At 73.6% G+C, this 23377-nt stretch carries 22 protein-coding genes; 13 read left to right on the plus strand and 9 right to left on the minus strand.

All coding sequences use genetic code 11. From position 1 onward, the window contains the following. Window positions 1-17 precede the first annotated feature (17 nt). Together Pta02_RS03610 and Pta02_RS03615 are read left to right on the plus strand one after the other, a co-directional pair. Window positions 18-209, plus strand: a complete 192-nt coding sequence (locus Pta02_RS03610) for a DUF4236 domain-containing protein (RefSeq protein ID WP_203873194.1) — start codon at window positions 18-20, stop codon at window positions 207-209. Between the two features lie 72 nt (window positions 210-281). Then, window positions 282-491: a DUF4236 domain-containing protein gene (locus Pta02_RS03615; protein WP_203873195.1), complete on the plus strand. Its 210-nt coding sequence runs from the start codon at window positions 282-284 to the stop codon at window positions 489-491. A gap of 58 nt (window positions 492-549) precedes the next feature. On the opposite strand, the gene Pta02_RS41810 is transcribed toward Pta02_RS03615, so the two are convergent. The 3 genes from Pta02_RS41810 to Pta02_RS03630 form a co-directional block, all read right to left on the minus strand. Next, window positions 550-1137 carry a methyl-accepting chemotaxis protein gene (locus Pta02_RS41810; RefSeq protein WP_203873196.1) on the minus strand — a complete coding sequence of 196 codons (588 nt, stop codon included), beginning with the start codon at window positions 1135-1137 and terminating at the stop codon, window positions 550-552. Window positions 1138-1241: 104 nt separating this feature from the next. Further along, complete coding sequence (locus tag Pta02_RS03625) at window positions 1242-2984, minus strand: proline--tRNA ligase (RefSeq protein ID WP_203873197.1); 1743 nt, start codon at window positions 2982-2984, stop codon at window positions 1242-1244. Between the two features lie 137 nt (window positions 2985-3121). Continuing rightward, the gene (locus Pta02_RS03630) at window positions 3122-3730 is read right to left on the minus strand and encodes a hypothetical protein (protein ID WP_203873198.1); all 609 of its coding nucleotides are present in this window, start codon (window positions 3728-3730) and stop codon (window positions 3122-3124) included. A 119-nt stretch (window positions 3731-3849) separates the two neighbouring features. Between Pta02_RS03630 and Pta02_RS03635 the strand changes: the two genes are divergently transcribed. Beyond that, window positions 3850-4836 carry an acyl-CoA dehydrogenase family protein gene (locus Pta02_RS03635; RefSeq protein ID WP_307837442.1) on the plus strand — a complete coding sequence of 329 codons (987 nt, stop codon included), beginning with the start codon at window positions 3850-3852 and terminating at the stop codon, window positions 4834-4836. A 76-nt stretch (window positions 4837-4912) separates the two neighbouring features. On the opposite strand, the gene Pta02_RS03640 is transcribed toward Pta02_RS03635, so the two are convergent. Both Pta02_RS03640 and Pta02_RS03645 read right to left on the minus strand, forming a co-directional pair. Beyond that, window positions 4913-5374, minus strand: coding sequence for a sensor histidine kinase (locus Pta02_RS03640; RefSeq protein ID WP_203873199.1), 462 nt, complete (start codon window positions 5372-5374; stop codon window positions 4913-4915). 76 nt (window positions 5375-5450) lie between these two features. Next, window positions 5451-5909, minus strand: a complete 459-nt coding sequence (locus Pta02_RS03645) for a hypothetical protein (RefSeq protein ID WP_239129461.1) — start codon at window positions 5907-5909, stop codon at window positions 5451-5453. Between the two features lie 232 nt (window positions 5910-6141). Between Pta02_RS03645 and Pta02_RS03650 the strand changes: the two genes are divergently transcribed. The 7 genes from Pta02_RS03650 (at window position 6142) to Pta02_RS03680 (ending at window position 15982) form a co-directional block, all read left to right on the plus strand. Then, window positions 6142-7209, plus strand: a complete 1068-nt coding sequence (locus Pta02_RS03650; protein ID WP_203873200.1) for an LLM class flavin-dependent oxidoreductase — start codon at window positions 6142-6144, stop codon at window positions 7207-7209. Beyond that, on the plus strand, window positions 7206-8309 hold the full coding sequence (locus Pta02_RS03655; protein ID WP_203873201.1) for a phenylacetate--CoA ligase family protein: 1104 nt from the start codon (window positions 7206-7208) through the stop codon (window positions 8307-8309). Before Pta02_RS03650 ends, Pta02_RS03655 begins: the two co-directional genes overlap by 4 nt. A 22-nt stretch (window positions 8310-8331) precedes the next feature. Beyond that, window positions 8332-9921: an AMP-binding protein gene (locus Pta02_RS03660; protein ID WP_203873202.1), complete on the plus strand. Its 1590-nt coding sequence runs from the start codon at window positions 8332-8334 to the stop codon at window positions 9919-9921. Between the two features lie 193 nt (window positions 9922-10114). Continuing rightward, window positions 10115-11368, plus strand: a complete 1254-nt coding sequence (locus Pta02_RS03665) for a class I adenylate-forming enzyme family protein (RefSeq protein ID WP_203873203.1) — start codon at window positions 10115-10117, stop codon at window positions 11366-11368. A 31-nt stretch (window positions 11369-11399) separates the two neighbouring features. Next, window positions 11400-12731 carry an FAD-dependent oxidoreductase gene (locus Pta02_RS03670; RefSeq protein WP_203873204.1) on the plus strand — a complete coding sequence of 444 codons (1332 nt, stop codon included), beginning with the start codon at window positions 11400-11402 and terminating at the stop codon, window positions 12729-12731. Between the two features lie 158 nt (window positions 12732-12889). After that, window positions 12890-14707, plus strand: coding sequence for a tetratricopeptide repeat-containing diguanylate cyclase (locus Pta02_RS03675; RefSeq protein ID WP_203873205.1), 1818 nt, complete (start codon window positions 12890-12892; stop codon window positions 14705-14707). Window positions 14708-14806: 99 nt separating this feature from the next. Next, a complete protein-coding gene (locus Pta02_RS03680; RefSeq protein WP_203873206.1) occupies window positions 14807-15982 on the plus strand; it encodes a DUF6986 family protein in 1176 nt (391 codons plus the stop codon). 21 nt (window positions 15983-16003) lie between these two features. Here Pta02_RS03680 and Pta02_RS03685 read toward each other — a convergent pair whose 3' ends face one another. The 3 genes from Pta02_RS03685 to Pta02_RS03695 form a co-directional block, all read right to left on the minus strand. Continuing rightward, the gene (locus Pta02_RS03685) at window positions 16004-16678 is read right to left on the minus strand and encodes a copper homeostasis protein CutC (protein ID WP_203873207.1); all 675 of its coding nucleotides are present in this window, start codon (window positions 16676-16678) and stop codon (window positions 16004-16006) included. Between the two features lie 43 nt (window positions 16679-16721). Then, on the minus strand, window positions 16722-17336 hold the full coding sequence (locus Pta02_RS03690; RefSeq protein ID WP_203873208.1) for a GNAT family N-acetyltransferase: 615 nt from the start codon (window positions 17334-17336) through the stop codon (window positions 16722-16724). Between the two features lie 214 nt (window positions 17337-17550). Then, on the minus strand, window positions 17551-18297 hold the full coding sequence (locus Pta02_RS03695) for a GntR family transcriptional regulator (RefSeq protein ID WP_203873209.1): 747 nt from the start codon (window positions 18295-18297) through the stop codon (window positions 17551-17553). A 129-nt stretch (window positions 18298-18426) separates the two neighbouring features. On the opposite strand from Pta02_RS03695, the gene Pta02_RS03700 reads away from it, so the two are divergent. From Pta02_RS03700 to Pta02_RS03710, 3 genes are all read left to right on the plus strand, one after another. Beyond that, window positions 18427-18765 carry a hypothetical protein gene (locus tag Pta02_RS03700; protein WP_203873210.1) on the plus strand — a complete coding sequence of 113 codons (339 nt, stop codon included), beginning with the start codon at window positions 18427-18429 and terminating at the stop codon, window positions 18763-18765. A 211-nt stretch (window positions 18766-18976) separates the two neighbouring features. Beyond that, the gene (locus Pta02_RS03705) at window positions 18977-20953 is read left to right on the plus strand and encodes a serine/threonine-protein kinase (protein ID WP_203873211.1); all 1977 of its coding nucleotides are present in this window, start codon (window positions 18977-18979) and stop codon (window positions 20951-20953) included. After that, window positions 20953-22920 (plus strand): serine/threonine-protein kinase, encoded by a 1968-nt coding sequence (locus Pta02_RS03710; RefSeq protein WP_203873212.1) that lies wholly within the window; start codon window positions 20953-20955, stop codon window positions 22918-22920. The genes Pta02_RS03705 and Pta02_RS03710 overlap by 1 nt, the downstream gene beginning before the upstream one ends. Before the next feature lie 67 nt (window positions 22921-22987). On the opposite strand, the gene Pta02_RS03715 is transcribed toward Pta02_RS03710, so the two are convergent. After that, window positions 22988-23374, minus strand: coding sequence for a Zn-ribbon domain-containing OB-fold protein (locus Pta02_RS03715; protein WP_203873213.1), 387 nt, complete (start codon window positions 23372-23374; stop codon window positions 22988-22990). Window positions 23375-23377 lie beyond the last annotated feature (3 nt).

Genomic DNA, 23377 nt, shown 5'->3' on the forward strand with positions numbered 1-23377 from the left:
ACCGAGGGAGGAAAACAATGGGCTGGGGATTCAGGAAATCCGTCAAGATGGGGCCGTTCCGCCTCAACCTGTCCCGCAGCGGGGTCGGGCACAGCTGGGGCAACCGGGCCTTCCGCGTGACCAAGACAGCCGACGGCCGCCGGACGCTGAGCGTCAACCTGCCGGGCGGCTTCCACTGGCGCAAGACCCTCAGCGGCTCCCGGCGCTAGCCGGTCGCGCAGGAACCATCCGCGGGCACCGGCCGTTGTCCCCGATGACGCACGAGGTTCCGGGGAGATGACATGGGCTGGCACTACAGGAAGTCGATCAAGCTGGGTCCGTTCCGTCTCGACCTGTCCCCCCACGGGGTGGGTCAGAGTTTCGGCACCCGCAGGTTCCACGTCAGCAGGACCCCCGACGGCCGCAAGTACGTGACGCTGAACCTGCCCGGCGGCTTCCACGTCGGCAAGGCGATCGGCAAGCGCTCCCGCTATCGCCGTCACCGCTACTAGCATAACCGGGCCCGCCCGGGAGCCCCGCCGTGACGGGGCTCCCGGGCGGGCCCCGGTCTCAGGAGCGGAATCCCGCGGCCAGGGAGCGCAGCCGCTCCGAGACCTCCGCCAGTTCGCCCGCGGCGCGCCGCGGCTCCTCGACGGCGGCGGCGATGGTCGTCTGATAGTCGTCGATCTGGGCGATGACCCCGGCCACGTCCGCGATCGCCTGGACGGCCCCGGCGGTGTCGGCCTGGATCGCCTCGACCCGGCGCGCGATGTCCTCGGTCGCCCGCGCGGTCTCCTGGGCCAGGTCCTTGACCTCGCCCGCGACCACCGCGAAGCCCTTGCCGGACTCCCCGGCGCGGGCCGCCTCGATGGTGGCGTTGAGCGCCAGCAGGCTGGTCTGCTCGGCGATCGAGGTGATCACCTTCACCACGTCGCCGATCAGGCGGTTGATGGCCGCGAGCCAGTCGGCGAACAGCGGCTTGGCCTGCTCCATCAGGATCGCCCTGGCCTCGTCGGTGTCGCCGGCCATGCGCAGGGTGATCACCTCGTCGATCAGCGGCAGGGTCTCCCGCTCGATCCGCTCGATCCGCTCGATCTCCGCGTGCGCGTTCTTCTCCGCCTGGCCGACCTTGCCCGCGTCGGCGAATATCGCGGTCATCTTCTCGGCCGAGGCGGATCGCCGCGCGTCCGGGCACGCCGATGAGCGGCCCGCCGGGACGGCGGGCCGCTCATCGGTCGTTCAGACGGTGACCGTCCGGACGGTCAGGCGCGGCAGGCGGCCTCGACGCGGTCGGCGGCCTCGGCGATCGGGATCTCCTCCTTGACGCCGGTGGCCCGGTCGCGCAGCTCGGCGACGCCCTGGGCCAGGCCCCGGCCGATGACCACGATGGTCGGCATGCCGAGCAGCTCGGCGTCCTTGAACTTCACGCCCGGCGAGACCCCGGCGCGATCGTCCACCAGGACGCGCAGGCCGCGGGCCCGGAGCTCCTCGGCGAGCCGGACGGCCACCTCGATCTGGTTCTCCTTGCCGGTGCCCACGATGTGCACGTCGGCGGGGGCGACCTCACGGGGCCAGACCAGGCCGAGTTCGTCGTGCTTCTGCTCGACCAGCACCGCCACCGCCCGCGAGACGCCGATGCCGTACGAGCCCATGGTGATGCGCACGGGCTTGCCGTCGGGGCCCAGGGCGTCGAGCTTGGCGGCGTCGGCGTACTTGCGGCCGAGCTGGAAGATGTGGCCGATCTCGATGCCGCGGTCGATGGAGAGCGGCGAGCCGCACGCGGGGCAGTCGTCCCCGGCGCGGACCTCGGCCGCCTCGATGGTCCCCTCGGCGACGAAGTCGCGTCCGGCGACCACGTTCACGGCGTGCTTGCCGGGCTCGTTGGCGCCGGTCACCCAGGCGCTGCCGGCGACGACCCGGGGGTCGACGAGGTAGCGGATGCCCAGGTCCTTGAGCACCTGCGGGCCGATGTAGCCGCGCACCAGGCCGGGGTGCCTGGCGAAGTCCTCGGCCTCGAAGATGGCGGGCTCGCCGGGGGCCAGGGACGCCTCGAGCCGCTTGAAGTCGACCTCGCGGTCGCCGGGCACGCCGATGACGAGGGTCTCGGTCTTGCCGGAGCCGGGGGTGGTGACCTTGACCACGACGTTCTTGAGCGTGTCGGCGGCGGTGATGCCCAGGCCGTAGTGCTCGTTGATGTAGGTCACCAGCGACTCGATGGTCGGGGTGTCCGGGGTGTCCAGCACCCGCAGGGCCGGGCTCTCGCCTCCGGGCGCGGCGGGGGCGGGGGTGGTGACCGCCTCGGCGTTGGCCGCGTAGCCGCAGTGGTGGCAGGCCACGAAGGTGTCCTCGCCGGTCCCGGCCGGGGCGAGGAACTCCTCCGAGGCCGAGCCGCCCATCGCGCCGGAGGTGGCGAAGCAGATCTTGTAGGTGAGCCCGAGCCGGTCGAAGGTCCGGATGTAGGCCTCGCGGTGCTGCTCGTAGGAGCGCTTGAGGCCGTCGTCGTCGAGGTCGAAGGAGTAGGAGTCCTTCATGACGAACTCGCGGCCGCGCAGGATGCCGGCCCGGGGGCGGGCCTCGTCGCGGTACTTCGTCTGGATCTGGTACAGCGTCACCGGGTAGTCCTTGTAGGAGGAGTACTCCCCCTTGACCATGTCGGTGAACATCTCCTCGTGCGTGGGCCCGAGGAGATAGTCGGCGCCCTTGCGGTCCTTGAGGCGGAAGAGCGTGTCGCCGTACTCCGTCCAGCGGCCGGTGCCCTCGTAGTACTCCCTGGGCAGGAGGGCGGGGAAGAGCACTTCCTGGCCGCCCATCCGGTCCATCTCCTCGCGGACGACGCGCGTGACGTTCTCCAGGACCATCTTGCCGAGCGGCAGCCAGGAGTAGACGCCGGGTGCGACGCGGCGGACGTAACCGGCGCGGACGAGCAGCTTGTGGCTCGGGACCTCCGCGTCTGCCGGGTCGTCCCTCAGGGTTCGGAGAAACAACGACGACATGCGCAGCAGCACGGCTACTCCTCGCTAGCAGGGAATCACAGGGATTACAGAGGATTACAGGGATTGCTGCCCTACAGCGTATCGACTCGGGCAACCGGACCGCTTGGCGTTATCCCCCGCCGCGCGCACGAGGCCATCCTCACCTCGCGCTATCCGCCCGCCGCGTACACGAAGTGCGCGGCCCCCAGCGCCAGCGCCACCACGGCGGCGCGGACGCGTCCCACGCCCCCGCGCATGCAGAGCAGCACCACGGCCACGAGGATGGCCGCCGTGAAGACCGTCCAGGTCCCGTCCTGCAGCGCCCGGATCGCCTGGATCGCCATGAACCCGGCGGGCAGGCCCGTGGCCAGGTCGCCCCGCAGGCCCTCGTACCCGGCGAAGTGGGCCAGCGTCCCGAAGGCCGCCAGGCTCAGGAACACGAAGTTCAGCGTCAGGCCGTCGCCGTCCAGCCGCAGCAGGTGGGCCTCCGGCATCAGGGCCGTCGCCGCCAGCATGGCGATGACGGGCCCCAGAGCGGCCAGCGCGCTGCCCAGCAGCGCCCAGCCGAACCCGGCGGCGGTCCGCCCCACCACGGCCACCAGGAGAAGGTAGGCGTAGGGGTCGATGGCGCCGTGCAATGACGCCGGTCCGCTCGCGAGCGCCTCTCCCAGCGCGCCGAAGGCCAGTCCCATGGTGAGGGAGAAGACCATGTGACGCAGGATCGCCCGTTCCCTTCGCTCCCCCGCGAGGAAGTCGAGCGTGTCGTTCTGTCCAACCAAAGCCGCTGATCCCCCGATCTGCATCCGACTGTGGCTATATGGAGCATATCTGACCTGCAAATATCGACAAAAACGTTCAAGCTATACCAAACAAGCGAGCGCTTGCTTATGCTCCGCCTGTGGACGCTGCCGACATGACCCTCACCGAGGAACAGGCCGATCTGCGCGACGCCGTGCGCGCCTTCCTCTCCGCGCGGCCGGACGCGTCGTGGCGCCGGTTCGCCGCCGAACTCGGCGTCGCGGGCCTGGCCGTACCCGAGGAGTACGGCGGGGCGGGGTGCGGACCGGCGGAGACCGCCGTCGTCTGCGAGGAGCTCGGCGGCGCGCTGAGCCCCCATCCCTATCTGGCCACCGCCGTCCTCGCCGTCGGGGCGCTCGTGGCCGGCGGGGACCGTACGGCGATGGCCCGGCTGCTGCCCGGCATCGCCGACGGCTCGCGCACCGCGACCGTCCTGCTGCCCGGCGACGCCGACCTGACGCTGTCCGGCGGGCGGCTCACCGGCACCGCCCCCTACGCGCCGGACGGCGAGGTGGTGCTGGCCTTCGCCGGCGGCGAGCTGGTGGAGGCCGTCCCCTCCTCCAGGACGCCCCACACCACCCTCGACCCCACCCGCCCGCTGACCGCGCTGTCCTTCGACGCCGTCCCGGTCGTGCCCGCCGGCGACGGCTCGGGCTGGGAGCGGGTCCGCGACCTGGGCGTCACCGGCCTGGCCGCCGAGCAGGTGGGCGGCGCCGCGCGCTGCCTGGAATCGGCCGTGGCCCACGCCGGGCGACGTCACCAGTTCGGCCGCCCCATCGGCTCCTTCCAGGCCGTCAAGCACAAGCTCGCCGACCTGCTCCTGCTGGTCGAGTCCGCCAGGTCGGCCGCCCTGGCCGCGGCCCGGGCCCCCGCCGGCGAGCTGCCCGTCGCCGCCGCGGTGGCCGGTTCCTACTGCACCGAGGCCTACCTGGCCGCCGCCGGCGAGAACATCCAGATCCACGGCGGCACCGGGATCACCTGGGAGCACCCGGCCCACCGCTACTTCAAGCGCGCCACCTCCGACGCCCAGCTGTTCGGCCCGCCCCAGGCCCACCGCGCCCGCCTGGCCGCGGCGGCCGGCCTGTGAGTCCGGCCCGTAAGTCCGGTCTGTGAGGAGGCCGGTGCCCGGGTCAGGTCACCCGGGGGCGCGGAGGGTCACGGGCTCACAGGGGAACGGCGCCGGAGACCGTCGTGCCCTCGCCGAGCACGCTCCTGACCGTGAGCCGGCCGCCGACGGCGGCGAAGGAGGCCTCCATGGCCGCCAGGCCGCGCCCGCGCGCCGGACCGGGGAAGCCCCGGCCGTCGTCGCCCACCGTCAGCCGCAGCTTCCCGGGGCCCGCGGTGACCGCGACGGAGACGGTGCGCGCCCCGCTGTGCCGGGCGACGTTCGACAGCGCCCCGCTCACCACGACGAGGACGCTGCCGGCGATCTGGGCGGGCACCCTGCCCCGGGGCAGCGCCCAGAGCTCCACCGCGATCCCCGTGTGCTCCGACCATCCGGTCAGCAGGTCCCGCAGGGCCTCCCCGAGCATGCCGTCCCGCACCTCGCGGGCGAGCGCGTCCTCGGTCCGACGGACGGCGACGAGGACCGGCGCGACGTGCCCGCCCCTGGTCTGAATGGCCATTCGGCTCCTCTCTCTACCGGTCACCACTGTGACCGACGGGACTGGGAACCGACTGGTGACCCACTGGTGGACGGCCTCAGCCGCCCAGGAGCTCCTCCCAGGGGTGACGCGAGGTCGTACGGCGGGTGGTGTCGAGGGCGTCGGCCAGGCGCCAGGGGCCGGGGCGGGTGCGGAGCCGGTCGCGGCCCAGGGGGTCGACGGCCCGCAGCAGGAAGCGCACCCCCATCACGTCGAGGGCGGCCGAGCCGGGGGTGGCCAGCCCGGCGGGGGTGACCAGCGCGGCGGGAGAGTCGGGGTCGCGGATGCGCTCGGCGAGCGTGACGGCGACCTCGGCGGCGTACAGGCCCTCACGCCACTCGATGTACCAGCTGTGGTCGGTCCCCCGCCACCACGTCAGGTCGCGGCAGCCCTCCATCAGCTCGGCGTCGCAGGCGAGTGCGGCCATCACCCGGCCGAACGCCTCGAAGCGGCGCGCGCCGGCCAGCTGGATCTCGTCGGGTGCGCTCGCGGAGCGCCCTACGCGCAGTCCCCTCATGACTGGGAGCGTGCCACCTTCCGGATGTCGCGTCTCCCGCTTTGCCGCTTCTTCGCCCCCGCCACACGTGAACCCGCCACAGGAGACCGGCTTGTCATCGCACGTCCCCTTTCCCGCCGGGCGCACGGACTCGGCTTGTTGCCGTTCCACCCGGCTGGTAATCTCGCCAAGCGAGCGCTTGGTTAAATTTCGATCCGCGGCAGTGGACTGACATGACACAACGGAGGCGTGGATGACGTCCCTACGGATCAGCCTGGGATACGAGCTGGAGGTCCGCGGGCGTTCCCGCGAGGTCGAGCAGCGCGCGTTCCGGAACGTCGTCGACCAGGTGGTCCTCGGCGACCGGCTGGGCTTCGACACCGCGTGGTTCGTCGAACATCACTTCACCCGGGGCTTCTCCCACTCGTCCGCCCCCGATCTCGTCCTGGCGGCCGCCTCCCAGCTGACCGAGCGGATCCACCTGGGTCTCGGCGTGGTGCTGCTGCCCTTCCAGTCCCCGATCCGCACGGCCGAGCGGGTGGCGACCCTCGACGTCCTGTCCGGCGGCCGGGTGGAGTTCGGCACCGGCCGGGGCGCCTCCCCGCTGGAGTACCAGGCGTTCCAGCGGCCGTTCGAGAAGTCGCGGCAGATCTGGGAGGACTCCCTGGAGGCGACGCTGGCGATCTGGAACGCCGACGGAGAGCCGGTCAGCCGGTCCAACGAGTTCTTCGAGATCCCCGACGTCGCGGTCTATCCCCGGCCCGCCCAGGTCCCGCATCCGCCGGTGTGGGTGGCGTCCACCTCGCTGGAGGGCTATCTCGCCGCGGCCCGGCACGGCTACCACCTGCTCGGCATGACGATGCTCAAGGGCATCGACGACGTCGCCGAGGACATCGCCGCCTACAAGCAGTGCCTGGCCGACAACGGCTTCGACCCCGCGACGCGGCGGATCGCGCTGATGATCCCCTGGTTCGTCGGGCGGACCCGCGAGGAGGCGATCGGGATCGCCGCCGACCCCGTCCTGTGGTACATCAGGCGCCAGGTCAACCTGGTCACCCCGCCCGACTACTACGACGCCCGGCACGCCACCCACAAGGTCCTGGGCCAGCTCGCCGCCGGGCTGCCACCGGATGAGGCCATGGCCACCCTCCGCGAGCACCACATGGTCGTGGTCGACGACGTGGAGGGCTCCCGCAAGGCCGCCGCCCGCGTGGCCGAGGCCGGGGCCACCGACCTGATCCTCCAGGCCCAGGTGGGCGGCCTGGCCCACGAGCACGTCTGCGAGTCGATGCGGCTGTTCATGACCGAGGTGATGAAGTGACCCCGGAGAGCACGACGTCCCTTCCCGGCGCCGACGGCGGCGCCCCGGCGGTCTGGCGGACCCGCGGCGGCCCCGCCTCCGCGGCGCGCGCCCTGACCGGGCTCCTGCTGGTCTCCCCGGACGGCGACACCGTCGTGCGCGGCGCGCCGGCCGCGGCGGCCGGGGCCTTCACCGCCGCCCTGGAGGCGGCCGGCGTCGGGCCGTCGGACCGGGTCGTGGTGGCCCTGTCGAACGACGGAGAGCTGGCCGGCCCGCAGTGGGCGCACGCCGCCGCCGAGCGGGCGCAGGCGGCGGCCTCGATCGGCCCGCGGGGGCGGCTGCGGCTGCACCACGCGCTGGAGGCCCTGGGCGCGACGACCCTGGTCATCACGCCGACCGGGGCGATGGACCTGCTGGCCAGGCTGCACCTGGAGTTCCTGCTCGACCCGCTGGACCTGGGGCTGCGGCGCATCATCCTGACCGGCGAGATCGCCTCCCGGCGGACCATGGAGCACCTGGCCTCCGAGTTCGAGGCGGACGTCACCGAGGTCTACTGCTCCCCGTTCACCGGGGTGCCGCTGGGCTGGCGCTCCTCGGAGGCCGACCCGCTCACGCCGATCGACCCGGGCTCGCTCCGCCTGGCCTCGCTGGAGAAGGACGAGCTGCTCGCCCCGCCGTACGCCGAGGGGCTGGCCGAGCTGGCGATCGTCGACGGCGACACCGTGCTGCGGACCGGGCAGGTCGCCCGGGTGCCCGCCGGGGAGGTGATCCCCGCCCCCGTGCACACGGTGGGCGATCACGTACTGGTACGCGGGGTCTGGCTGTCGCTGGAACGGCTGCGCAGGGCGCTCGGCAGGATCGACGGGGTGTCGGGCTGGGAGCTGGGCCTCTCCCGGCAGGGCACGCTCGACGTCGTGACCCTGACGGTGACGTTCAACCGGGAGAGCCTCATCGGCAACCCCATGTGGCGGTCCCGCATCCAGCAGTCGCTCAAGGCCATCACCCCGATCACGATCGCCGTGGAGGTCGCCGAGCGGGCCGCCGAGACGGGCGCGCCGGGCACGGTGACCGACGCGCGAGGTCACCACCTGGGCCGCGACCGTACGGCCCCGGCTCCCTGAACCGTCCTTCGAAAGGCGCGAGATGGACGTTCCGGACTGGGGGACCATCCCCCGGATGCTGCGCGACCAGGCCGCCGGCCATCCCTCCGACATCGTCGTGGCCGACGGGGAGGTCCGGCTGTCGCTGGCCGAGCTGCGCACCCGGGCCGGCGCCGTCGCCCGGGGGCTGATCGCCCTGGGCGTCGAGCCGGGCGACCGGGTGGCGATCTGGGGTGTGAACGACCTGCAGTGGGTCCTGGCGGCCTTCGGCGTCTGGGACGCCGGGGCGATGGTGGTGCCGCTGTCCTCGCGGTACAAGGGCATCGAGGCGGTCGAGCTGCTGCGCAAGACCTCCGCGAGCGTGCTGATCACCGGTGCGGGCCCCGACGGGACGGTCTTCGCCGACCTGCTCTCCGGGGCGGCCGGCGGGCCCGCGCCGGGACGGCCCGTGACCGGGCTCCCCGCCCTGGAGCACGTGATCGTCCCCGAGGACGTGCGGCGTCCGGGATGCCTCCCGGCGTCGGGGCTGCTCGCGGCGGGCGCGCGGGTCTCCCGGGCCGAGGCCGAGGAGCGGGCGCTGGCCGTACGGCCCGACGACCTGTGCGAGATCATGTCCACCTCCGGGACCACCGGCACGCCCAAGGGCGTGATGCTGGAGCACTCCCAGGTCCTGCGCGGTTACTGGGACTGGTCGGAGATCGTCACGCTGGGGCCGGGCGACCGCTATCCGATCATCGCGCCCTTCGCCCACGGGTTCGGGCTCAACGCCGGGATGCTCGCCTGCGTGCTGCGCCGCGCCACGATGATGCCGATCAGGGCGTTCAGCCCGGATCTGCTCACGGAGCTGGTGCAGAGGCGGAGGATCACGATCCTGGCCGGCCCGCCGACGCTGTTCCACCGCGTGCTGGAGGAGGTCGACACCACCGGCCACACGCTGCGGGTGGCGATCTGCGGCGCGGCCTCCGTCCCGGCCGAGCTCGTCCGCCGGGCGCTGGACCGGCTGGGGCTGGAGCGCATGATCAACGCCTACGGGCTGATGGAGGGCACGGTCGTCTCCATGACCAGGGCGCGGGACCCGGTCGAGGTCATCGCCTCCAGCACCGGCCGTCCCGTGCCGGGCATCGAGGTCAGGATCGTGGACGACGCGGGCCGGGAGGTCCCCGTCGGGGAGCGCGGCGAGATCCTCATGCGGGGGTACGGCGTCATGCGCGGCTACTGGGACGAGCCGGACAAGACCGCCGAGGTGGTCCGCGACGGCTGGCTCCACACCGGCGACGTCGGCACCTTCGACGCCGCCGGGAACCTGGCCGTCGTTGACCGCAAGAAGGAGCTGTTCATCGTCAACGGGTTCAACGTCTCCCCCGCCGAGGTCGAGGGCCTGCTGCTGCGGGAGGGCTCGCTGGCCCAGGCGGCGGTGGTCGGGGTGCCGGACGAGCGGCTGGGCGAGGCCGGCTGGGCGTTCGTGGTGCCCCGCCCGGGCCGCACCGCCGACCCCGACAAGATCATCGCCTGGGCCCGGGACAACATGTCCAACTACAAGGTGCCCCGGCGGGTGATCGTGGTGGACGCCCTCCCGGTGAACGCCAACGGCAAGATCGACAAGCGGGTCCTCCGGGAGCGGACCGCCGAGTAGCGGGACGGATCGCGCCCTCCCGGGGAAGACCGGTCCCGGGAGGGCGGGAAGAGAGACCACGGGGCGGTCACGGAGGCCGCCGATCCCGGGAGGGCGGTCGCGGGGCCGCCGATCTCGGAGGGCGGAGACAGGGGCGGCGGGGCGATCGCGGGAGTAGGTTGGATGGGCGCCTTCTCACCAGGGGAGCCCCGCGATGCTGCGACTGCTCGCCGGGGAGGCCGCGCGCCGGTTCGGGGCGCGCGCGGCGGTCGACTCCGGATCCCTCGTCCTGTCCTTCGCCGATCTCGACCGGCTCTCCGACGGGGTCGCCGCCGGCCTCGCCCATCAGGGTGTGCGGATGGGCGACCTGGTGGCGCTCGCGCTCCCCGACGGGCCGGAGTTCCCGATCTGCTACCTGGCCGCGGCCAAGATCGGCGCGGTCACCGCGGGGCTCCGCCCGGACCGCCCCGTCCCGCTGAGCCGCTTCGACCCGGCGCTGGTGATCACCGCTCCCGGGCTGCTCCCCCCGCTTCCCGGTCTCGACGTGCTCACCCTTCCCCTCGGGGAGCGCCCGGCCCAGGGCGAGCCGTACGGCGCCGGCGGGGAGGACCCGGCCCGGCGCGAGCCGTACGACGCCGGCCGGCTCAGGGGGCTGCACCGGCCCGAACGGCCGCCGCCCCCGCTGCCGCCGGATCCGCGGCGCCCGGTGGCCGTGGTGTTCACCGCGGCCTCCTCGGGCCCGCCCAGGGGGGCCGTGTTCTCCGATCGGCAGCTGGAGGCGGTCCGCGCGCACGGGGCCGGGGTGCGCTGGGGCACCGGTGACGCGCGGCTGCTGTCCCGCCCCCTGGGGCACCTGACGTTCATGACGAGGCTGCCGGTCTTCCTGCAGACGGGCAGGACCGCGCACGTGCTGCCCCGCTGGGAGTCCGCGGCGGCCTTCCGGGTCCTGGCCGAGCACCGGCTCAGCGTGCTGCAGGGCACCCCGGCGCAGCTGGCCGGGCTGCTGGACCACGAGAGCCGCCGGCCGGGCGGCCGGGTGGAGCTGCCGCACCTGCGCCTGGTCCTGTCCGGCGGCGGCCCGCCGGCCGACGGGCTGATCCGGGCGCTGCGGGAGCGGTTCGGCGTACCGGTCTGCAACCGTTACCTGTGCACCGAGGCGGGGCTGGGCCTGGGGACCCGCCCCGAGGACCCGCCCGAGGACGCCGAGCACACGGTGGGCCGCCCGCGCGGCGGGGTGAGCCTCGCGCTGCGCGACCCCGGCGGGCGGGCGCTGCCGCCGGGCGAGGTCGGCGAGGTGCTGCTGCGGTCGGGGGCGGTGACCGACGGCTACTACCGCGACCCCGAGGCGAGCGCCGAGATCTTCGCCAAGGACGGTTTCGTGCGCACCGGGGACACGGGCTATCTCGACCACGCCGGCCGGTTGAGTCTGGTCGGGCGTAGTTCGGTTGATACACAATCGCGGGAATAACGTCTACAGGGCGACATGCCAGGGAGGCGATGTGCCGCTGCGAGTCGCGATCGTGGGATCCGGGCCCGCCGGGGTCTACACGGCCGAAGCACTGACGAAACAGGCCACCGCTCCCGTCGAAGTGGACGTGATCGAGCGCCTGCCCACCCCCTACGGACTGGTCCGGTACGGCGTGGCCCCCGACCACACCTCGATCAAGTCGATCGCCGGCTATCTCCGCCGGGTCCTGGAGCTGCCGGGCGTGCGCTTCCTGGGCGGGATCGAGTTCGGCCGGGACGCCGGCGTCGGGGACCTGCTGGCCTGTTACGACGCGGTCGTCTACTGCACCGGGGCGATGGTGGACCGGCGGATGGGCATCCCCGGCGAGGACCTGCCCGGGAGCGTGGCGGCCACCGACTTCGTCAACTGGTACTGCGGGCACCCCGACGTGCCCGCCGACCGCTTCGTCCTCGACAGCCCCGAGGTCGCGGTGATCGGCGTGGGGAACGTGGCGGTGGACGTGGTGCGCGTCCTGGCCAAGACCGCCGGGGAGCTGAGCGCCACCGACGTGCCCGAGGAGGTGCTGGCCCGGCTGGCCGACAGCCAGGTGAAGGCCATCCACATGATCGGCCGCCGGGGGCCGGAGCACGCCAAGTTCACCCTCAAGGAGCTGCGCGAACTCGGTGAGCTGACCAACGCGGACGTGTGCGTGCGGCCCGACGAGGCCCCCGTCTCCGGGGAGCCCTCCGCCCTGCCCCGGCAGGTCCGGGGGAACGTGGAGGTGCTGCAGGCCTGGGCCGCCCGTATCCCCGTGGGCCGGCCCCGCCGCCTGGACGTGCGCTTCTGGATGCGCCCCGTGGAGATCCTCGGCGACGGGCGGGTGGAGGCGCTGCGGCTGGAGCGCACCCGGCTGGAGGGGGGCCGGGTCGTCGGCACCGGGGTGTTCGAGACCCTCCCGGTCGGCATGGTGCTGCGCTCGGTGGGCTACCAGAGCGTCCCGCTGCCCGGCGTCCCCTTCTCCGAGGCCACCATGACCGTGCCCAACGAGGCCGGGCGGGTGCGCGACCGCGAGTACGTGGCGGGCTGGCTCAAACGCGGCCCGACAGGCGTGATCGGCACCAACAAGTCCGACGCCGCCGAGACGGTCCGCACCCTCCTGGCCGACCTGGACGGCCGCGAGCCCGCCGCGCGCGCCGATCTCGTCTCCCTGCTCGCCGGGCGCGGAGTCTTCCCGGTGACCTACCGGCAGTGGCTGTCCATCGAGGCCGCCGAGGCGGAACTGGCGCGGAGCCTGGGCCGGGGCGAGCGGGTGAAGCTGCCGGGCCTGGCCGCCATGCTCGGCGCCATGACCGGCGGCGGGGACGGCGCCGGACCGGAGGGGTGAGGAGGCCGTACGCGCAGGGTGACGGCTCCGGCGGGGGAAGGCACGCGGAGCCGGTCCGGGAAGGGACACGGAGCCGTCCCGCACGGCACGGTGAGTGATTTTTCTGGCTATCTCGGAAAACAGCTAATACGTGTGGCGGGCGGGCCGATGGAGCCTGCGTGAATGGACCTCTGGCAGGCAAGATCCCGGGACAGGCATCGAGGGCGTGCGCCCCGGACGACGCGGCGTACGCGGCTTCCGGCGACCGCGCGGCCGACCCGGGCCCGCCCGCCGCGCCCGGCGCCTCCAGCGCCTCCAGCACGCCTGCCGCGTCCGGTGCGCCCGGCGCCTCCGAGGCGCCCTGCACGTCCACCATGCCCGCCGACACGCTCACCGTCGAGCAGCTCCGGCTCGAACTGGAGAGGCTCGAGGGAACCAGCGGCTACAACATCGAGGCCGCCTACGACCGCGCGGGAGAGCTGGAGCGGATCGCCGAGGAGCTCGGCGAGGTCGCGCTGGAGCTGCGCGCCCGGCTGATCCAGATCGACGTGCGGGTCCGCGGGGGCGAGCTGACCTCGGTGGTCTCGATCGTCTGGCAGATCAACCAGTGGGCCGTCGCCCACGGCGTCCGGCCGCTGCTGTCGCGCAGCCACCTGCTGATGGCCCGGGTCCACCGCGACCTGGGCGATCTGGCCTCCGCGCTGGAACACACGGTGGCCTCCGTGGAGGCCCTCGACGAGGACACCCCCGCCCGCATCCGGATCTACCACCTGATGAAGCTCGCCGACATCCTCGACGAGACCGGCTCCCTGGAGGCCTCCCGCGAGCGCTACCAGCAGGCCGAGCGGCTGGCCGCCACCATCGACGTGGAGCGCCACGTGACGGTGCTCAACAACATCGCCTACGCCGAGTACGAGGCCGGCCAGACCGAGCTCGCCTGGGCGGTCATCGAGCGCATGCTGGCGCTGAGCACGACGCACAAGTTCGAGCTGGACGCGACCGTGCTGGACACCGTCGCCCGCGTCCAGATCGCGCTCGGCCGCTACGACGAGGCCGTGATGACCGCGCAGACGGCCATCCAGATCTACGACTCCCAGGAGATGAAGCAGGCCGACGCGCTGCCCGAGGCGCTGCTGACCCTGGCCGTCGCCCAGCGCCTGATGGGCACGACGAAGGACGCCCAGGAGAGCCTGGACCTCAGCCGCACGATGTGCGACGAGCACGGCTATCTCAGGATCCGCCTGCGGGTGCACAAGGAGCAGGCCGAGCTGCACGCCGCCACCGGCGACTACCGCAAGGCCTTCGAGGCCTACAAGGCCTATCACGCCTTCGAGAAGGAGCTGGCCTCACAGCAGCGCGAGGCCCAGGCCCGCACCCGGCAGGCGATGTTCGAGGCCACCGAGGCCCGGCAGGAGGCCGAGCTCTTCCGCGAGCAGGCCCGCCGCGACCCGCTGACCGGGCTGCGCAACCGCCGTTACGTCGACGAGCACCTGCCCGCCCTGATCGCCGAGGCCACCGCGACCGGCGGCGCGGTCACGGTGGCGATCGTCGACCTCGACCACTTCAAGCGGATCAACGACACCTGCTCCCACGACGTGGGCGACCAGGTGCTGGTCGCCGTGGCCGAGATGCTCGACGCGACGCCCTCCTGCGACGGCGTCGCCTCCGGCTTCGCCGCGCGGATGGGCGGCGAGGAGTTCCTCCTCGTCCTGACCGGCATGACCCCCACCGAGGCCGTGGTCCGCCTGGAGGACCTGCGCGCCTCCGTCGCCGCGCGCTCCTGGCGGTCGCTGACCGGGGACCTGCCCGTCACGGTGAGCATCGGCGTCACCGCCTCCCAGCCGCACAGCACCCAGGCCGAGCTGCTCGCCCTGGCCGACGCGAACCTGTACACGGCCAAGCACAAGGGCCGCAACAGGGTCTGCGCCACCTCCGGCACCGCCCTGACCGAACGCCGCCGCCACCGCGACCTCCCCGTCCCGCCGCACGTCCGCTGAGGCGGAGGCACGGGACGGACGGGACGGGCCACCGGGCCGGGCACGGCGGGGCACCCGTTAGGGTGCCTCTGACCCGGTCCGCCCGCGAGGAGCACCACCATGCGCGTCACGCTCTCCGACCCCCTGACCCTGATCCCGGGCTTCGAGCGAGCCCATCGGGAGCAGTCGGAGCTCTATCCGGCCACGGTCCCCGGCTGGCAGCCGGTGCACACCGTCTACGTGCCGGCCGACCGGTTCGACGCCGACACCGTGGCGCGCTGGGGCGGTGAGGCGCTCGATCTGTTCGCCCGGCACCTGGCCGCCCCCGGGGACCTGGCCGGGCTCCTCGGGACGGAGGACGACCTGGCCGCCGAGGTGCACCGCAGGGTGGCCGCCAAGCTGGGCCGGGAACCGGTCGAGGACCTGCGGGTGGACTTCGAGGACGGGTACGGCGTGCGCCCCGCCGAGGAGGACGGCCACGCCGCCGGGGCCGCCGAGGCGGTCGCCGCCATGCACGCGGCCGGAACGCTCCCGCGCCGCTGGGGGCTGCGGGTCAAGTCGTTCGCCGACGGCGACCCCGGCCGGAGCCTGCGGACGCTGGACGGGTTCCTGACCGGCGTCGCCGAGCGGGCCGGGGGCCTGCCCGAGGGCTTCACGGTCACCTTCCCCAAGGTGCTGATGAAGGACTACCTGTACCAGTTCGCCGACTGCCTGGCAGCCCTGGAGAAGGGGCTGGGACTGGCCGAGGGCGCGCTCCGCTTCGAGATCCAGGTCGAGGCCACCCAGACCCTGGGCTTCCTCGGCACGGGCCTGGCCGCCTCACTCGGCGGCAGGCTGGCGGCGGCGCACTTCGGCGTCTTCGACTACACCGCCAGCTGCTCGCTCCCGCCGCACGAGCAGCGGCTGGACCACCCCGCCTGCGACCACGCCCGGCACGTCATGCAGACCGCCTTCGCCGGGACCGGCGTGGAGCTGTCGGACGGCTCGCTGGCCGCCTCCCCCGCCTCCGACTCCGGGCCCGACGTGCACGCGCTGTGGGCGCGCCACGCCGAGTTGGTCGGCCACTCCCTGCGCCACGGTTTCCACCAGGGCTGGGACATGCACCCCTCGCACCTCGTCAGCCGCTACGCCGCGGTCTACGCCTTCCACCTGCGCCACTACGCCGAGTTCTCCCACCGGGTCCGGGCCTGGCAGGAACAGCGCGAGGCGGGCGGCGGGGTGATGGACGAGCCGGCGACGGTCAAGACGATGGCCGCGGCGCTGCGCCGCGCCGACCTGGCCCTCGGGGGCGGGTGAGCGCCGGCTCCCCGGCGGCCGTCAGTCGATCAGGTCACGCCACCGGCGGACCATGAGGGGGTCGACCGGGTCGGACCACGAGGTCCGTACGGCGCTGCCGACGTGGAAGGCCCGCACGCCGTACTCCAGCAGAGCGGGCACGTGACCGGGCCGCAGCCCGCCGCCCGCCATGATCAGGGGCCCGTCGCCGGCCTCGCAGCGGGTCTTGAGCACCGCCAGGCCCTCGCCCACCCCGCCGGGCGCGCCCGAGGTGAGCACGGTGGCGAGGTTGGGCAGCAGGCGCACGGCGCGCCAGCCGGCCTGCACGTCGGCCGCGTGGTCCACCGCCCGGTGGAAGGTCCAGGGCAGCGGGGCCACCGCGTGGATCATCGCCTCGGTGGCGGCCAGGTCCACCGCTCCCGCGGCGTCGAGGAAGCCGAACACGAACCCGGCCGCCCCCGCCTCCGCCAGGGCCTTGGCGTCGCGCCGCAGGACCTCCAGCGTCTCGGGGGCGGCCAGGAACGAGGCCTCCGCGCGCAGCATCACCATCTGCGGCAGCGTGCACTCCCTGGAGATCGCCGCGACCGTCTCCACCGCGGGGGTGAGGCCGTCGGACGTCATGTCGGCGACGATCTCCAGGCGGTCCGCGCCGCCCTCCTCCGCCGCGACGGCATCACGCACGTCGAGCGCTATCACCTCAAGCAGGGATCCGGTCATGAAGCGAGGCTATCCGATGGCTTTGTCCTGGGATCGCCCTGGATCAGACATGCTCCACCACCGGCTCCACCGCCGTACCGCGCCGGTCGACGAACGGCAGGGGGCTTCCGGGGACGCCGCCGCGCAGACCTCCCGCCCGCTGGAACAGGGCGCCGGAGGCGCGGTGCGGCAGATCCACCGTGCGCAGGTGGGTGAAGCGCTGCCGCCGGTAGTAGTCCTGCAGACCCGGATTGTCCTTGGCGCAGTCCAGCCGGAGCCACCGCCGGCCCGCGGTGAGCACGCGCAGACCGGCCCAGTCGAGCAGCGCCTCGCCCAGTCCCCGGCCGGAGTGGCTGCGCGCCACCGCCAGCTTGTGGACGTACAGGGCCGCGTCCGGCCGGTCCGCGGAGGTCCAGAACTCGGGGTCGGCGCCGCCGTCCAGGGCCAGGGTGGCGGCCGGGCCGTCCTCGCCGTCCAGCAGGTACATGACACCCTCCCCGATCAGTGGGACGATGCGCACCGCGGGGAAGCCGCCGGCGGGCCACTGGCGGACCCCGCGGCCGTTCAGCCACGCGGCCGTCTCCGCCAGGAGCTCCAGCACCGCCGGGAGGTCGTCCTCCGTCGCTCTGCGCAATGTGAGCCGCCGGGGCGTTACGAGATCAGCGGTGTTCGAGTGCATGATTCATCCCTTCGTTGCGTTGGGTGCACGAGTGGACACGGACAGTGGCCGACCGATGGCACACGGCGTCCATGCCGGGCCCCTGAGTCGCTAGGGGCCCGAGGCGAAACGGAGGAAAAGAGAACCGTGCCCGCCCGTGTCACGGAGACGGTCCAGTGCCCGTCCGCGGCGCGGACGAGGCGGGGGCCGCCACGTCAGGGCGGCCACGGAGACCTCAACGGCTCTCCAGCTCGTACCTGATCAGGTGCTTGTCCGCGGGGAGCACGGACACCGCGACGCGCACGGGCGTGCCCTCCTCGTCGTATCCGACGCGGACGTAGACGACGACCGGCGTGCCGAGCTGGAGCTGCAGACGCTCGCTCTCCGAGCTCGTGGGCATCCGGGCCCAGATGTCGTCCACCACCCTGACCTGCGGATGGCCGAGCTCCTCCAGCACACGGTTGGCCCCCCGCCCGATGTCGCCGGGGCGGGCGATCTCCGAACCGGAGACCAGCGTGAGCGGGAAGTAGGAGTCGTTGGTGTTGTACGGCTGGCCGTCCACGTACCGCAGCCGGCGGCGGACCACGGCCAGCTCGTCGTCGGGCAGTTCCAGCCTGCTGGCGATCTCCTCGGACGGGTGCACGATGGAGACCTCGATCTCCTGGCTGGGCGCGCGCCCCTCCTGGGAGACCGCCCAGGCGAAGGCCTCCCTGGTCTCCCCCGGCTGGGGCTGGAGCTCCCGTTGCGGGTGCATGAGCAGCGGGCGGCGTTCCCTGACCACGGTGCCCCGGCGCGGGGTACGGGTCACCAGGCCCTCGTTGACCAGCTCACCGAGGGCGAGCCGGACGGTGTTGCGGCTCACCTGGTGGGCCGACATGAGCTCCGCCTCGGTCGGCAGCTGATCTCCGGGTCCGAGCACGCCGGAGTAGATGGTCCTCCGAAGTTCTGAGGCCACCAATTGGTACAGCGTCGACCGTGCCATTAAGTCCCCTTTATTCCAACAAAACTAGACGATCTGGTTCTAGTGGGGAACAGCCCCTTGACCCAGCCTCCCAGGAGCCGCATCATCCAATCGTTGGTACAAATCCATCGAAAGGTCGGCAGGGGGTGAATGCCAGTGCTGTCGGTCCCGACGGGCATGCCGTACCTGCCCTGGCGAGATCCCTGCGAGGCGACTCGTTTACTGCGCTACGCGTTGCATCGCCAGGGATTCACCCACACCTACCAGAGCAACGGGACGGGAATGTCCGTGCTTTCGGTGCTCACCGATCTGACGGTGTGGTGCAAGAACGGATTGTTCGTATGGCATGAAGACGGGCACGAGGTCTCACATCCGGCGGACGATCCGGTCGGAGCCGCACGCCTGATCTCGCGGCACTACCGGCGGCCGGCCCCGGAGGACGACCCGGAGACCACGGCCTTCATCCCCACCGACTCCCTGCGCGAGTAGCCGGTTCGAGGACCCCATCCCTCGCCGGGGTCCTCGTCCGCCGCGCGGGGACGGAACGCGTCCTGGCGGGTCCCCCACGCCCGCCAGGGCGCGTTTCCGCATCCGGCCCCGGCCCGCATACGGAACGTACGACGGGCTTCTCTCCCCCCGTGCCGCTCGCCCATAATGACGATCAGACGGCTGTCCCATCCGGGAGACGGGGGCGTTCCGCATGCCGCACGCCGTACCACCGAATCCGGCCGGCCCGCACGAGTTCGCGGGATACCGGATCACCGGCGGAGCCGGCGGCGCCCGGCCGCAGGAGGCCTACCTCGCCGAGGACCCCTCCGGGAAGCGGGTGGTGGTCAGGCTGCTGCCCCCCGGCGCGGACCCCGAGCGCTTCCTGCGGACCGTGGAGCCGCTGCGCGGGGTCTCGGCGTTCGGTGTGGCGCAGGTGCTGGGCGGCGGGATGTACGGGGACCGGCCCTACATCGTCAGCGAGCACGTCGAGGGACCGACGCTGGCCGAGGCGGTCGCGGCGGACGGCACCCTGCGCGGCGCGGCCCTGGACCGGCTCGCCATCGGCACGATGGCCGCGCTGGCCGCCGTCCACCGGGCCGGCGCCGTGCACGGCGACATCCGGCCCGAGACGGTCGTCCTGGGACCCGGCGGCCCGGTCGTCGTGGACTTCGGGTTCGTCTCGGCGCTGGCGGCCGTGGAGGGCGCCCCGACCAGGCCCGTCGGGCTGCCCGCCTACCAGGCGCCCGAACAGCTGGACGGCGCTCCGCCCGCCGCGCGGGCCGACGTGTTCGCCTGGGCGGCGACGGTGGCGTTCGCCGCGAGCGGCACCGCCCCGTTCGCGGGCGGCACGGTGGCCGCGACGGTCAACCGGGTCCTGAACGACGAGCCGGACCTCGCCGCCGTCCCCGGGGAACTGGACGCCGTGCTGGCGGAGTGCCTGGCCAAGGACCCGGCGGACCGGCCCGCCGCCAACGCGGTGCTGCTCCGGCTGATCGGCGAGGACTCGCTGCTGCAGGCCGCCACGGCCATCACCACCGGGCGGGTGGCCGCACCACCGCCCGCGCCGCCGGCCGTGTCCCCGGCCGCGCCGTCCCAAGGCCGCGGCCGGCGCGCGCTGGTCCTGGGCGGGGCCCTCCTCGCGGCGGCCGCCGTCTCCGGCGCGGCGGTCTACCTGCTGGCGCCGCCGAGACCGGCGGAGGTCCGGCGGGCCGCCGCGGCGGTCTCGCCCGGCGGTTCGCCGGCCCCGGCGCCCACCGCCGCCCCGCCCGTCGCGACGGCGCAGCCGACCGGTGCGGCCTGGGCGAAGGTCGAGAAGCCGAACACGGAGGTCAAGCTCGCCGGCACCTCCGTCACCGTCCACGAGCACCCCTCCGACCCCGTCAAGATCAGCACATATGTGCTGGCCAAGCAGCCGTTCACGTCCTACCTGCGGGATCGGTCCGGGAGCTTCCGCCAGGTCGGCACGGCGGAGCAGGCCGTGCCGTCCCCGGACGGCAGGTGGGTGGCGCTGAACCCGTTCGTCAAGTTCGCCGGCTCCGACCACGACCGGATAGGGCTGAGCGACCCGGCTGGCGGAGAGAAGTTCACGGTCGCCACGGTCAAGAAGCCCCTGCAGACGACGTTCCCGGTCTGGTCGCGCGACGGCTCCCGGCTGCTGCTGTCGATCCACGACCCGGCGAAGGGGCTGATCACCGGTTTCGTGCTCGTCGACCCGGTCTCCCGTACGGCCACCGCCGTGCAGGCCGAGTACTTCGACGACGCGGCCAGGCCGTTCACCTTCACGCCCGACGGCCGCATCGCCCGCGGGTTCTCGGACGGCAGGCGGATCGGGATCAACCTCTACGACACCTCCGGTCGGGTGGCCAGGTCCCTGCACTGGGTGGGCAGCCCGCAGGGCACCTCCTGGTTCTCCCCCTCCGGCGCCCTGTTCGCCACCTACTGCCCCAAGGGCGACGGGAGCCTCTGCGTCTGGAACACCGCGACGGGCGAGCGGCGGGCGACCGTCAGCGTGCCCCCGAAGACGCAGCCGGCCGGCTGGTTCAACGAGCAGCACCTCATCGTGCAGGTCCCGCACAAGAAGGGCACCCGATACCAGCTCGTGGCCCTCGACGGCGTCGTCGAGCGCGTGCTGGCCGACCTGCCCGAGGAGAACGAGACCCTCCTCATGTTCGACCGGGCCACGAGCTGATGCCTTCCGCCGCATCCCCCTCCTCCGAGGACCCCGGGCTCCGCGAGCTCCGCGAGCTTCCGGCGGGCTACCGCGTGCTCGGCACGCTCGGCGCGGGCGGGCAGGGCGTGGTCTACCTCGCGGAGCAGACCGGGGGCGGGCGCGTCGCGGTCAAGGTGCTCCACCGGCACGCGGCCGGCGACCCGGGCCCGTTCCTCGCCGAGGCCGGGCTGATCGGCAGGGTCCGGGCGTTCTGCACCGCCCAGGTGGTGGACTCGGGGGTGGCCGACGGCCTGCCGTACCTCGTCACCGAGTACGTCGACGGGCCGAGCCTGGCCCAGGTGATCGAGGAGCGCGACGCGCTGCGCGGGGCCGAGCTGGTCCGGCTGGTCTTCGGCACGCTCACCGCGCTGGCCGCCGTCCACCAGGCCGGGGTGGTGCACCGGGACTTCAAACCGGCCAACGTGCTGCTCGGCCGGGACGGGCCGCGGGTGATCGACTTCGGGATCGCCCGGCTGCTGGACGCCGCCGACGGCACCGGCGAGCTGGTCGGCACTCCGCCCTACATGGCGCCGGAGCAGTTCGACGGGGCGGAGGCCGGGCCGCCCGCGGACATGTTCGCCTGGGCCTCCACCGTCGTGTGCGCCGCCACCGGCAGGCCCCCCTTCGGGACCGGGCCGACCCCCGTGGTGATCAACCGGATCCTGAACGGGCCGCCGGACCTGGGTGGGGCGGATGGGCTGGACGGCGAGCTGCGCGAGCTGGTGACCGCCTGCCTGGACAAGGACCCCGCCCGGCGGCCCACCGCGGCGGGCGCCCTGATGCGCCTGCTGGGCGGGGAGGTGCCCGCCCGGGAGCTCCTGCCCGAGGGGAGCCGCCGGGCCGCACCGGATGCCCCGCCCGAGGAGGGCGACACCGTGCCGTCGGCTCCGGAACGGGCGCGGCGGCCCGGGCGGATCGTGGCGGTGGCGGCAGCGCTGGCGATCGCGCTGACCGCGGGCGGCCTGGTGACCGCCCGCCTGCTGGCGGCCGGCGACCCGCCGCCCTCCTCCCCCTCCACGCCTCCGCCCTCCTCCTCCGCCCCCCTCACCCCGCCGACCATGGCGGCCGGGTCGACGACGCGGACCCCCGTCCCCGGCTCCGGGGTGACGCTGCACGAGGCCCCCTCCGATGAGATGCGGGTCTCGGCCTACCAGGACCGGCGCACGAAGACCTCGGCCTGGTTCCTGCGGGATCCCGGCTCGGGCGCCTTCCAGGCCGTCGGGGAACCGCGGCAGGCGATGGAGGTGGCCCCGGGCGGGCGCCTGGTCGCCTCGCTCTCGGCCCTGCGCCTGTTCACGCTCGACTACGACCGCGTCAACATCGCGGACCGCGTCTCCGGCGACTCCTACGACATCCGCACCGTGGACCGGCCGCTGTTCACCGACGGCCTCTCCTGGAACGACGACGGCACCAGGGTCCTGCTCACCGTCCACGCCGAGGCCAGGGACGACGCGGCGCGCGTCGGCTTCGTGGTGGTGGACCCCGTCAAGCGCACCGCGTACATCACCCGGATGCCCGCGAGCGGCCACCCCTACATGTGGGGCCCCGAACCCGGCACCGTGATGCAGCGGGGTCCCGGCGGCGCGGCCCTGGTGTACGGGCTGGACGGCACGCTGCGGCGGACCGTCCCCGGCGTGGGCGACCTGCTCTGGGACGGGGCCGTCGCCACCGCCGCAGGCGGCCTGTTCCTGACCGCCTGCCCGGACGCGCCCCGGGACACGTGCGTCTGGGACTACCGCTCGGGCACGCGCGAGGCCCGGCTGCGGACCGGCGAGCGGACCACGGTGCACGGCTGGCTGGGCGCGGAGCACCTGCTGGCCACCCGGAAGGGGGGGAAGGTCTCCGAGGTCGTCATGCTCGACCTGTCGGGCAAGGCCGTCCGGGTGCTCGCCGACGGCCCCGCCGCCGAGATCGACAAGATCGCGATGTGGTACACGCCGGAGTAGGCCCCCGCGGCGGCCGCTCCGCCGGAGAGATCCGGGTCGCTCAGCCCGCCGGAGAGGTCCCGGTCGCTCAGCCCGCCGGGCGCCAGTCGATCAGTGTGAGCCCGTCGTCCACCGCGGTGAAGACCGCCTCGACGCGCCGCCCGGCCCGCGGGGGCTCCTCGCAGCGCCAGTTGCCGTACATCACGCACTCGGACGCGTCGGCCAGCCGTACCATCACCACGACGTACGGCTCCCGCACCCCGGGCAGGAACGGCTGGTGGCTGACGATCCAGCTCTCGATCCGCCCGGCGGGCTCCACCGGCTCCCAGCTCCACCCCGCGGTACGGCAGCGGTGGCAGTAGGCGCGGGCCGGGAAGCGCCGTGTGCCGCAGGAGTCGCACCGCTGGAGCACGAACTCGCCCGCGCGGACCCGCTCCCACCAGGCCGCCGAGTCCCGGTCGGTCACCGGGCGCACGGG

This window comes from Paraplanobispora takensis, from assembly GCF_016863195.1.
GTDB classification, from domain to species: Bacteria; Actinomycetota; Actinomycetes; order Streptosporangiales; family Streptosporangiaceae; genus Planobispora; species Planobispora takensis.